Raw genomic sequence first — 11,266 nt, 5'->3', positions numbered from 1 at the left:
CCCCAGGAGCAGTGACGAACGTGAGCACCGACGACCTTCCCCTCGCCCCGACCGGCGGCTGCGGTGACGGCTGCGCCTGCGGCGCGGACGAGGAGGGCGAAGAGCAGATGGAGTGCGGGCTCGACCCCGCCCTCGCCGCCCTGCTGGCCGAGGCCGGGCTCGACCCCGTCGAGATCGAGGACATCGCCAACATCACCGTCCAGGAGGACCTGGCCGGCGGTGTCGACGTGACCACCGTGGCGACCATCCCCGAGGACGCGGTGGCCACCGCCGACTTCGTCGCCCGCGAGGCCGGCGTGGTGGCGGGCCTCAGGATCGCCGAGGCCGTGCTCTCCGTGGTCTGCGAGGACGAGTTCGAGGTCGAGCGGCACGTCGAGGACGGCGATGCGGTCGAGGCCGGGCAGCTCCTGCTGTCGGTCACCACCCGCACCCGCGACCTGCTCACCGCCGAGCGCAGCGCCCTGAACATCCTGGGCCGCATGTCCGGCATCGCGTCCGCCACGCGCGCGTGGGCCGACGCGCTGGAGGGCAGCCGCACGCGCGTGCGCGACACCCGCAAGACCACCCCCGGCCTGCGCTCGCTGGAGAAGTACGCGGTGCGCTGCGGCGGCGGGGTCAACCACCGCATGTCGCTGTCCGACGCCGCCCTGGTCAAGGACAACCACGTGCTCGCCGCCGGCGGTGTGGCCCAGGCGTTCAAGGCCGTGCGGGAGACCTTCCCGGACCTGCCCGTCGAGGTCGAGGTCGACACCCTGCACCAGCTCCGCGAGGCCGTGGAGGCGGGCGCGGACCTGATCCTGCTGGACAACTTCACCCCCGGCGAGTGCGCCGAGGCCGTGACCATCACGGCCGGCCGCGCCGAGCTGGAGGCGTCCGGCCGGCTCACCCTGGAGAACGCCCGCGCCTACGCCGACACCGGCGTGGACTTCCTGGCCGTCGGCGCCCTCACCCACTCCTCGCCGGTGCTCGACATCGGCCTGGACCTGCGCCCGGCGGAGTGAAGCGGATGCTGCTCACGATCGACGTCGGCAACACCCACACCGTCCTCGGCCTGTTCGACGGCGAGGACATCGTCGAGCACTGGCGCGTGTCCACCGACCCGCGCCGCACGGCCGACGAGCTGGCGGTGCTGCTCCAGGGCCTGATGGGCACGCACCCGCTGCTCGGCGAGGAACTGGGCGACGGCATCCACGGCATCGCAATCTGTGCCACGGTGCCGGCAGTGCTGCACGAGCTGCGCGAGGTCACCCGCCGCTACTACGGCGACGTGCCCGCGGTGCTGGTCGAGCCCGGCGTCAAGACCGGCGTGCCGGTCCAGTTCGACAACCCCAAGGAGGTCGGCGCCGACCGCATCATCAACGCGGTCGCCGCCAACGAGCTGTACGGAGGCCCGGCGATCGTCGTCGACTTCGGCACGGCGACCACCTTCGACGCGGTCTCCGCGCGCGGGGAGTACGTAGGCGGGGTCATCGCGCCCGGCATCGAGATCTCGGTGGAGGCGCTCGGCGTCAAGGCCGCGCAGCTCCGCAAGATCGAGGTGGCCCGCCCGCGCAACGTGATCGGCAAGAGCACCGTCGAGGCCATGCAGTCCGGCATCGTCTACGGCTTCGCCGGCCAGGTGGACGGCGTGGTCGGCCGGATGGCGCGTGAGCTGGCCGACGACCCCGACGACGTCACGGTGATCGCCACCGGCGGGCTGGCACCGATGGTGCTGGGCGAGTCCTCGGTGATCGACGAGCACCAGCCCTGGCTGACCCTGATCGGCCTGCGCCTGGTCTACGAGCGCAACGTGCCGCGCAGGTAGCCGGGCGGCACGGGTCGGGCCCAGGGCCGGGCGGGGGAACCCTGGGTCCGACACGCGTTACAGAGCGCCCCATTCCGTAACTTTTGTCCGATTAGCGGTAGCGTCGCCGCATGCCCACGCCATACGGAACTCGCGGCGGCATGGCGTTCGGTGCGGAGGAGCTGCGTGTGCTCCGTCGCGCCCTCGCCCTCGCCCTCCACCCCGGCACGGCCTCCGCCGAGGACGTGCAGGACTGCTTCCGCCTCGCCGACTCGGTCGACGAGGCACTGGACGAAGCGGCTCGCCTGCGCGCCTTCCTGCTGGCCGACCTGGGCCGCTACCGCGCCGCCCTGCCCGGCACCGCGGCCGGTTACCTCGCCCTCCTCCAGGAGGCGCTCGGCGCCGGGCACCGGCCCGTCCCGGACGACCTCGCCGCGCTGCGCGCACTGCGCGGCAACCCGGTGGCCGCCGCGCTGCTGGCCCACTGTCAGAGCCTGGTCGAGCGGAGTGTCCGGGCCCGCTTCGCGGCGGGGACGCCCACCGTCCCCGCGCCCGCCGCACCACCCTCCCGAGCCCGCCTGCTGGCCCTTCCGGGCGGCGCGGGGGAGTCCTGGCCCACCGGGGCCGACGGGTCCGGCGAAGCCGCCCAGAAGCCCGCCGAGGAGCCCGCACGGCCCCCGGCCCCGCGCCCCGGCGAGCGCCCCGCCGCACCGGCGGCACCCAAGCGCCCCGTCCCCACGCCCGGCGAGGTCTTCCCGCGCCGCAAACCGCAGTCACCGCCCTCCGGCCAGGACCGCTCCCGCCACCTCGCCGCGGGCTGACCTGGCCCGATGACACGCCGGGGCCGCACGGTCCACCCCGCCCCCGCCCGGCCACCCCGCCTGGCTACTCTGGAGCCATGGAATACGTCTCCGCGCTCGTGCCCCCGTTCGTCATGGCCGCCTTCTTCATCGGCGTGGTCAGGGTGATCGTGAAGACCCAGGGCGGGGCGGCCAAGGGCAAGGAGGACGCGGCCGTCGACGCCGCCCTCGCGCGCGCGGAGGGCGTCCGGACCGCCCACGGCGACGCCTGAGCGCACCCCCTTCCGACGGCACCTCCGGGCGCACGGCTTCCACGCCGTGCGCCCTTTTTGCTCCCTTTGGCGGCGAACGCGCAAGTCGGCGCCGTTTTGTCGGGATCTCCTCCTATTATTTGCGTCGTGCCTCGCCCCTTGGGAGATCTCGAAGACGCCGTCATGTCACGGGTGTGGAAGTGGAACCGCCCGGTGACCGTCCGGGAAGTCCTGGAAGACCTCCAGCAGGAACGCTCCATCGCCTACACCACCGTCATGACGGTTTTGGACAATCTCCATCAGAAGGGCTGGGTCCGCCGCGAGGCGGAAGGGCGTGCCTATCGATATGAGGCCGTCTCCACCAGAGCCGCCTACGCGGCCGCGCTCATGAACGACGCCTGGTCGCAGAGCGACAACCCGGCCGCCGCTCTCGTCGCCTTCTTCGGGATGATGAGCGAGGAACAGCGCCAGGCCCTCAGCGATGCCATCCGTATCGTGCAAGGGCCACAAACGCGGGAAGCGCCACAAGCCGCGCAAGTCCCGCGAGAGGAGAACCCCGGCTCGGCGGAGGAGACCGGCGGGCGATAGCGTCCGCTCATGTCAGCGAAGAGCCCCGAAGTCTCCGCGAATGCCATCACCGTCCGGCGGGCCCGGACCAGCGATGTTCCCGCTGTACGCCGACTCCTCGACGCCTACACCCGTGACCGCATCCTGCTCGACAAAGCGACGGTCACGCTTTACGAGGACATCCAGGAGTTCTGGGTCGCGGAACGCGACGACAACGCCGAGGTCGTCGGCTGCGGCGCCTTGCACGTCATGTGGGAAGACCTCGCGGAAGTCCGCACTCTCGCGGTGAACCCCGCCCTCAAGGGCTCCGGAACGGGACACCGGCTGCTGGGGAAGTTGCTGGAGACCGCTCGCCGGCTCGGCGTTCGACGCGTTTTCTGTCTGACCTTCGAAGTCGACTTCTTCACCAAGCACGGCTTCGTGGAGATCGGTGAGACACCGGTCGACGCCGATGTGTACGCGGAGCTCTTGCGCTCCTATGACGAGGGCGTCGCCGAGTTCCTCGGTCTCGAACGAGTGAAACCCAACACCTTGGGCAACAGCCGGATGCTTCTGCATCTGTGATCGCCAATGCCCCGGTTCCCTATGTCCGAAACGCGCACGTTTCCGGACGGGAGAGGGTGCCGGGTCTCTCCCTGAGGGTTTGTGTTTTTCCGGCAAAAGCGGTTTGCTTTCCGGCGTACTGCAGCACTGCATATAACAGGGGCGGCTAAACGGCGTACGCCGCAGACCTCCCCACCCTCACGTTTTCGATGAAAGGAAATCCGGTGGCGCAGAAGGTTCAGGTCCTTCTTGTCGACGACCTCGACGGCGGCGAGGCTGACGAGACCGTGACGTTCGCGTTGGACGGCAAGACGTACGAGATCGATCTCACGACCGCCAATGCGGACAAGCTGCGTGGCCTTCTCGACGCATATGTGAAGGGTGGCCGTCGTACCGGAGGCCGTTCCTCGGGCGGACGCGGCAAGACCCGCGCCGCTTCCGGTGGCAACCAGGACACCGCGGCCATCCGCGCCTGGGCCAAGGAGAACGGTTACGACGTGAACGACCGCGGCCGTGTTCCCGCGTCCATCCGCGAGGCCTACGAGAAGGCCAACGGCTGATCACGCCCCCGCACGGGCGGCTCGGCGCACAGTCGCCGCAGCCGGACCCGGTGGCACTGCGCTGCCACGGTGTCCACCAGCCGCACGAGATCGGGGGCGCCCGTGACGCCCTCGAAGGACGGCAGCGCGGGCAGCACCGCCTCCACATCGCACCCCGGCTCGGGGGGTCGCAGCCATACGGCGGCCCCCTGTACGGCCCCGGCCGCCGGCCCGGAGCCGGGACGCGGCACCGCCGCGCCCACGGCCCGCACGGGCGGTGCCGGCGCCTCCAGCAGATCCCCGGTGCCCAGTGCCCGCAGATCCAGCGCCAGCGGCCCCCACTCCAGCCAGTCGAGCAGCCCCGGCAGCTCCTCCGCGCTGCCCGCGGCCACCAGCAGCCGCATCCGGCCGCCTCCCAGGGCCACCGGTGAGGCGGGCGCCAGATGCCGCAGCGCCACCGCGCCGGCCTCGGCCGGGACGTCCAGCACGTCGAAGCGCACCCCCGTCACCAGCCGCAACGGCGCTCCGGGCTCGGTCGCCCAGCCCAGCACACGTTCGTACCAGTGCCGGGCCGCGTCCTTCGGGGCCGGGCCGAGCGGACGCCTCGGGCGCGGGAAGGGGAGCGCCGATGACGCCGGGGGAATTGAGCCAGCCATGCCAGGTGCAACCGCCGAAGCCGCCCGAGAGTTACGCTGAGCGTCCGGACGGTCGCGCTGTGTGCGGCGAGGGGGAGCGCATGGGCGCGTGCGGAGTCGTGAGGTTGTTCGCCCATAGCGGAGGGAACCGGTGCGCGCGGCATGGACCGCCGGTCCCCGCGGGTAAGACATGCCTAGTGGGAGGGGGCGACACGCAGAAAAGGCGGTCTCACGTTCGCCATCGGCGGAACGGCGAGTGGGGTAACTGCCTGGCCTGCGGGAACATCGTCTCGCACCATCGAGTTGGAGCAGATGTCGGCGTTCGGGGTCAGGAGGCCATCGACGGTGTCGGCAGTTGGAATGAGCGGTCCCCGCTTGCGGGACTAAGCTGCGGAAGGACAGGGAGGGGAAGTTCCCCCCACTGCCTGACCGCTCTGAGGAGCGATTAACGATGTTCGAGAGGTTCACCGACCGCGCGCGGCGGGTTGTCGTCCTGGCTCAGGAAGAAGCCCGGATGCTCAACCACAACTACATCGGCACCGAGCACATCCTCCTGGGTCTCATCCACGAGGGTGAAGGTGTCGCCGCTAAGGCCCTGGAGAGCCTCGGCATTTCGCTTGAGGCGGTCCGTCAGCAGGTGGAGGAGATCATCGGTCAGGGCCAGCAGGCCCCGTCCGGTCACATCCCCTTCACCCCCCGTGCCAAGAAGGTCCTGGAGCTCTCGCTCCGCGAGGCCCTTCAGCTCGGCCACAACTACATCGGCACTGAGCACATCCTGCTCGGCCTGATCCGTGAGGGCGAGGGCGTCGCCGCCCAGGTCCTGGTCAAGCTGGGTGCGGACCTCAACCGGGTGCGGCAGCAGGTCATCCAGCTGCTCTCCGGTTACCAGGGCAAGGAGACCGCCGCCGCCGGCGGCCCGGCCGAGGGCACGCCCTCGACCTCTCTCGTCCTGGACCAGTTCGGCCGGAACCTCACCCAGGCCGCTCGTGAAACCAAGCTCGACCCGGTCATCGGGCGCGAGAAGGAGATCGAGCGGGTCATGCAGGTGCTGTCCCGCCGTACGAAGAACAACCCGGTGCTGATCGGTGAGCCCGGCGTCGGCAAGACCGCCGTCGTCGAGGGCCTCGCCCAGGCCATCGTCAAGGGCGAGGTGCCCGAGACCCTCAAGGACAAGCACCTCTACACCCTGGACCTCGGTGCCCTGGTGGCCGGCTCCCGCTACCGCGGTGACTTCGAGGAGCGCCTGAAGAAGGTGCTCAAGGAGATCCGCACCCGCGGCGACATCATCCTGTTCATCGACGAGCTGCACACGCTCGTCGGCGCGGGTGCCGCCGAGGGCGCGATCGACGCCGCCTCCATCCTCAAGCCGATGCTGGCCCGCGGTGAGCTCCAGACCATCGGTGCCACCACGCTGGACGAGTACCGCAAGCACCTGGAGAAGGACGCGGCCCTCGAGCGCCGCTTCCAGCCGATCCAGGTCGCGGAGCCGTCGCTGCCGCACACGATCGAGATCCTCAAGGGTCTGCGCGACCGGTACGAGGCGCACCACCGCGTCTCCATCACGGACGAGGCGCTGGTCCAGGCCGCCACCCTGGCCGACCGGTACATCTCGGACCGCTTCCTGCCGGACAAGGCGATCGACCTGATCGACGAGGCCGGTTCCCGGATGCGCATCCGCCGGATGACCGCGCCGCCGGACCTCCGCGAGTTCGACGAGAAGATCGCCGGTGTCCGCCGGGACAAGGAGTCCGCGATCGACTCGCAGGACTTCGAGAAGGCCGCCTCCCTGCGCGACAAGGAGAAGCAGCTCCTGGCCGCCAAGGCCAAGCGGGAGAAGGAGTGGAAGGCCGGCGACATGGACGTCGTCGCCGAGGTCGACGGCGAGCTGATCGCCGAGGTCCTCGCCACGGCCACGGGCATCCCGGTCTTCAAGCTGACCGAGGAGGAGTCCAGCCGCCTGCTCCGCATGGAGGAGGAGCTGCACAAGCGGGTCATCGGCCAGGTCGACGCCGTCAAGGCGCTGTCCAAGGCGATCCGCCGTACGCGTGCCGGTCTGAAGGACCCGAAGCGCCCCGGTGGCTCGTTCATCTTCGCCGGTCCGTCCGGTGTCGGTAAGACCGAGCTGTCCAAGGCGCTCGCCGAGTTCCTCTTCGGCGACGAGGACGCGCTGATCTCCCTCGACATGTCGGAGTTCAGCGAGAAGCACACGGTCTCGCGTCTCTTCGGTTCGCCCCCCGGTTACGTGGGCTACGAGGAGGGCGGCCAGCTCACCGAGAAGGTGCGCCGCAAGCCGTTCTCCGTCGTCCTCTTCGACGAGGTCGAGAAGGCCCACCCGGACATCTTCAACTCGCTGCTGCAGATCCTGGAGGACGGTCGCCTGACCGACTCCCAGGGCCGGGTCGTGGACTTCAAGAACACGGTCATCATCATGACGACCAACCTCGGCACGCGGGACATCTCCAAGGGCTTCAACCTGGGCTTCGCCGCCTCCGGCGACACGAAGACCAACTACGAGCGCATGAAGAACAAGGTGTCGGACGAGCTGAAGCAGCACTTCCGCCCCGAGTTCCTCAACCGCGTCGACGACGTGGTCGTCTTCCCGCAGCTCACCCAGGCCGACATCCTCCGGATCGTCGACCTCATGGTGGGCAAGGTGGACGAGCGCCTCAAGGACCGGGACATGGGCATCGAGCTCTCCCAGTCCGCCAAGGAGCTCCTCTCCAAGAAGGGCTACGACCCGGTGCTGGGCGCGCGTCCGCTGCGTCGCACGATCCAGCGCGAGGTCGAGGACACCCTCTCGGAGAAGATCCTCTTCGGCGAGCTGCGCCCCGGCCACATCGTGGTCGTCGACACGGAGGGCGAGGGCGAGAACCAGACCTTCACCTTCCGTGGCGAAGAGAAGGCCGCCCTCCCGGACGCCCCGCCGATCGAGCAGGCGGCCGGCGGAGCGGGCCCGAACCTGAGCAAGGACGCGTAGCCCTCCGGGGGTTCGCGTAGCCCCGAAGGGGGCCGGTGCCTATGGGCGCCGGCCCCCTTCGGCGTTTTCAGAAGGCGTAGGCGCGGGCCCGTCGGCTCACCACTTCGACCCCGGGGAAGTCCGCCTCGTACGCGCTCGCGTCCAGGGTGATGCCGTGGTGCGCACCGAGACGCACGGTGCGCACATTCGGACAGAGCCTTCCGAGCGCGCTCAAGTCCTCATAGCCCAGGACGTCGAGCACCCGCAGGCTCTCGACGCGGGGCAGTACAGAAGCATCGGCGCAATGACGTACGGCGTGCGCGGATACGGACAGCTCGCTGATGGTGGGGTGGGATGCCAACTCGGACCAATCCGAGGGGCCCAGCAGGTCCACCCCGCTGCACAGGTCCAGCCGCCTGAGTCTCGGCCAGTTGCTCAGCCCGCGCAAGCCGCCGGCCAGTGCTCCGGCGCCCAGGTAGAGCCCGTTCAGCGGAGCGCCTTCAGGCAGATCTCGCAGACCTGCGGGCAGCTCGCTCATCACCGTCAGGTCGCGCAAGGTGGTGAAGCGGTCCAGCGCGGAGAGCGCGCCTACGTCGTGCAGGGCCAGATCGCTGAGGTTCAGGTCCGCCAGGGGAGACACGTCCGTCACCCTCGGACAGTCGATCAGGATCACGCGCTTGAGCGACCGGAGGGAGGTGAGCGGTCCCAGGTCCTGGATCAAAGGATTCTCCGCGATGGCAATGCTTCGTACGCCCTCCGGGATCACCCGCATGATGTCCGTCAGGCGGAGTGCCCCGTTGAACGCCAGCCGCGCCCGTGGGCCGAGACGGGGTACGGCGCACAGGATCTCGGGTGAAGAGACACCGACGAAGAAGTCACGGGAGTCCACACGTGCCAGCAGCTCGTCGGCGTATGTGGAGGGGTCGAAGCGATCCCAGGCCCGCACGAGGTTGCTTCGCACCCGGCTCGAAGAATGCTTGGCGTACCGCGCGAGCAGCGGAACTGCCGCGTCGGTGCCCACCAGCGCCGCCGTAGCGGTCACCGCTTCCGCCTCCTCGTCCGACAGCCCCTCGGGACCTGGCAGCAACTCGAGTACGAGTGGGCCGACCAGGGCCAGTTGTCTGGCCTCCTCCGCCGTCCGAGGTGGCAGCAGCTTGCGTCCGAGGCCCTGAACCTTCCGCCGTACCGAAGGATCCAGCTCCGTTGCGTGCTCCAGGCAGGCCAAGGCCAATAGCTGAGCGCGTTCGTCGCGGTCCGCCGCCAGCAGACCCAGCAGCTCCGCCCGTTCCCTCGGCCGGGCCTGGGCCACTGCCATGCGGATCACGTCGGACCACTGGTCGTCGCAGGCGTGCTCGGCCAACAAGCCGAAGTCGCCTGCCTCCACGGCTGCCCGCGCGCCCAGGTAGTCCTGGAAGGTGCGGTGGACGAAGTGGACGGTGTCGGGGGCCGGGGTGAGCAACAGGCCCGTGCGGACGAGGAAGTGGCGAAGTACGGCCGCCGCGTCGCCGAGTGCCGACGCCGCCGGTACCGCCGGAAGCCCCTCCGCGATGATGCTTTCCGCGCGGTCCCGGTCCAGTTCCGTGCGGCCGTTGCGGATCAGCCAGTAGGCGAGCCTTTGCAGCAACTGGAGTTGGGGCTCCTCGCTGAGCTCCGGGACGGCCATGTCCCGTTCCCGGTCGCGGCGCGTCAGCAGCATGGAGAGTGCCGACTCGTACAACTCCTTGCGGCCGTGCGGGAGATAGCCCCGTCGATCCCGGTGCAGCGCGCAGATCAGGCCGCACATCAGGGGGTTGGTGGCGAGGCGGCCCAGGTCCGGCTTCGTGCGGACCGCGTCGAGCAACTGGGCCTGGTACGCGGCCAGTAGCTCGTTCTCCTCCGGCACCCCCGTCTCGGCGGCCGCGTGCCAGCGGCGGATGAAGGAGGCGACGTCCGAGGGGCTCATCGCGGAGAGGACCAGCTCGGTGAAGCCGTCGTCGGAGAGCCACTCGTCGTCCACGGCCGAGGGGCGGGAGGTGATGAGCCAGCGGTTGCCGGGGAACGTCTCCGCGAGGTCGCGCAGCCAGGCGCGGGCCCGTCGCCGCTCGGGTTCCGGTACCTCGTCGAGTCCGTCGATCAGGACGAGGCCGCGCCCGGCGGTCAGCACCCGGTACTCCCAGCCGTCCGGCTGGGCCCCGTCGAGCGGGCAGCCCACGGCAGTCAGGAACCAGGCGGGAGACGGCAGTTGCTCGCCGTGCCGGGTGAGGGTGCGCAAGGGGAGGACGAACGGGACGCGGCCCGCGAGATGCGCCATGCGGCCGGTCGGCTCGGTCGCGGCCGACACCGCGAGCCACTGGACCAGCGTGGTCTTGCCCGAGCCCGCCACACCCCGCAGCAGCACACGGTCGTGCCCGGCCAGCGCCTCGTCGGCGGGGACGCGGACCGGCTTGGCGGGTGCCGTGCCGAACGCCGAGGCGAGCGGTTCGCTGTCGTGCCGGACCGCCTCCAGGCTCAGATAGGCGGCGTCCAGCGGCCAGCGGCCCGGTGAATTGCTGAGGTCGATGCCGTAGATCGTGAGCTTGCCGTGCTTCTTCGCCAGGTAGGTCAGGTACCGGGTCTCGAAGTCGCGGTCCTGGGTGTCCGGTCTGCGGGTGCGGGTCAGCAGCTCGTCCACCGCGGCGGCCGTCCTGGCCTGCGCGCGGCTCTGTTCGATGACCGTCCGGGCCACGAAGGTGGAGCGGCGGCTGAAGAACTCCAGGATCTGGCCGCAGGCCCACTCGGTGGCCCGCTCCAGGAACAGGCCGGCGTCGGCGGAGAGTCCGTCGGGGCGCGGAGCCGCTCGACCCAGTTGCCCGGCAAGCCCGCGCCCGTCGAGCTGAGCTGCCTGCACCACGTCCATGTCGATGTCGCCGAGGGCGAGGAGCCTGCGGGTCAGGGCTTCGGTGGCGGCCGTCCGCTCGGCGTCGGCGAAGGGTGGTTCTCCCGGTGTGGCCAGGGCCTCCTCGACCAGATGCGTGGCGAGTCGGCGTATCTCCTTCTCGCCCAGGTGTCGCTGCTCCCCGCCCGGAGAGAGCCGGTCGCTCAGCCGCACGGGCTTCGGGACCAGCCCCGCGCCGGGGCCGTCGGCCGGGAACGCCTTCTTCAGCAGGGAGGCGAGCAGCCCGGAGGCCAGCTTGCCGCCGATGGCTGTCGGCTCCATCCGTCACCCCCGTGGTC

General features: G+C 70.3%; 10 protein-coding genes. 8 read left to right on the top strand and 2 right to left on the bottom strand.

Annotated elements, in window-relative coordinates; translation table 11 throughout:
- Nucleotides 1–20 precede the first annotated feature (20 nt).
- From nadC to HEK131_RS28845, 7 genes are all read left to right on the top strand, one after another.
- Nucleotides 21–1,001, top strand: a complete 981-nt coding sequence (nadC, locus tag HEK131_RS28875; RefSeq protein WP_217465139.1) for a carboxylating nicotinate-nucleotide diphosphorylase — start codon at nt 21–23, stop codon at nt 999–1,001.
- A 5-nt stretch (nt 1,002–1,006) separates the two neighbouring features.
- The gene (locus tag HEK131_RS28870; protein WP_217465140.1) at nt 1,007–1,804 is read left to right on the top strand and encodes a type III pantothenate kinase; all 798 of its coding nucleotides are present in this window, start codon (nt 1,007–1,009) and stop codon (nt 1,802–1,804) included.
- Nucleotides 1,805–1,944: 140 nt separating this feature from the next.
- On the top strand, nt 1,945–2,604 hold the full coding sequence (locus tag HEK131_RS28865) for a hypothetical protein (RefSeq protein WP_217465175.1): 660 nt from the start codon (nt 1,945–1,947) through the stop codon (nt 2,602–2,604).
- Nucleotides 2,605–2,681: 77 nt separating this feature from the next.
- Nucleotides 2,682–2,855 carry a hypothetical protein gene (locus HEK131_RS28860; RefSeq protein WP_244337741.1) on the top strand — a complete coding sequence of 58 codons (174 nt, stop codon included), beginning with the start codon at nt 2,682–2,684 and terminating at the stop codon, nt 2,853–2,855.
- A 138-nt stretch (nt 2,856–2,993) separates the two neighbouring features.
- Nucleotides 2,994–3,422, top strand: a complete 429-nt coding sequence (locus tag HEK131_RS28855) for a BlaI/MecI/CopY family transcriptional regulator (protein ID WP_302712210.1) — start codon at nt 2,994–2,996, stop codon at nt 3,420–3,422.
- A 9-nt stretch (nt 3,423–3,431) separates the two neighbouring features.
- Complete coding sequence (locus tag HEK131_RS28850) at nt 3,432–3,965, top strand: amino-acid N-acetyltransferase (RefSeq protein WP_161147473.1); 534 nt, start codon at nt 3,432–3,434, stop codon at nt 3,963–3,965.
- A gap of 203 nt (nt 3,966–4,168) precedes the next feature.
- The gene (locus HEK131_RS28845) at nt 4,169–4,504 is read left to right on the top strand and encodes a histone-like nucleoid-structuring protein Lsr2 (RefSeq protein ID WP_161147472.1); all 336 of its coding nucleotides are present in this window, start codon (nt 4,169–4,171) and stop codon (nt 4,502–4,504) included.
- Here the strand turns inward: HEK131_RS28845 and HEK131_RS28840 are convergent.
- Nucleotides 4,483–5,139 carry an SCO3374 family protein gene (locus HEK131_RS28840; protein WP_217465142.1) on the bottom strand — a complete coding sequence of 219 codons (657 nt, stop codon included), beginning with the start codon at nt 5,137–5,139 and terminating at the stop codon, nt 4,483–4,485. The genes HEK131_RS28845 and HEK131_RS28840 overlap by 22 nt on opposite strands.
- A 430-nt stretch (nt 5,140–5,569) precedes the next feature.
- Between HEK131_RS28840 and HEK131_RS28835 the strand changes: the two genes are divergently transcribed.
- Nucleotides 5,570–8,095, top strand: coding sequence for an ATP-dependent Clp protease ATP-binding subunit (locus HEK131_RS28835; protein ID WP_161147470.1), 2,526 nt, complete (start codon nt 5,570–5,572; stop codon nt 8,093–8,095).
- Nucleotides 8,096–8,162: 67 nt separating this feature from the next.
- Here HEK131_RS28835 and HEK131_RS28830 read toward each other — a convergent pair whose 3' ends face one another.
- On the bottom strand, nt 8,163–11,249 hold the full coding sequence (locus tag HEK131_RS28830; RefSeq protein WP_244337739.1) for an NACHT domain-containing protein: 3,087 nt from the start codon (nt 11,247–11,249) through the stop codon (nt 8,163–8,165).
- Nucleotides 11,250–11,266: the final 17 nt, after the last annotated feature.

Source organism: Streptomyces seoulensis (genome assembly GCF_022846655.1).
Lineage (GTDB): Bacteria > Actinomycetota > Actinomycetes > Streptomycetales > Streptomycetaceae > Streptomyces.
The sequence above is the reverse complement of the archived record's forward strand: the minus strand, read 5'-3'. Positions and strand labels throughout refer to the sequence as shown.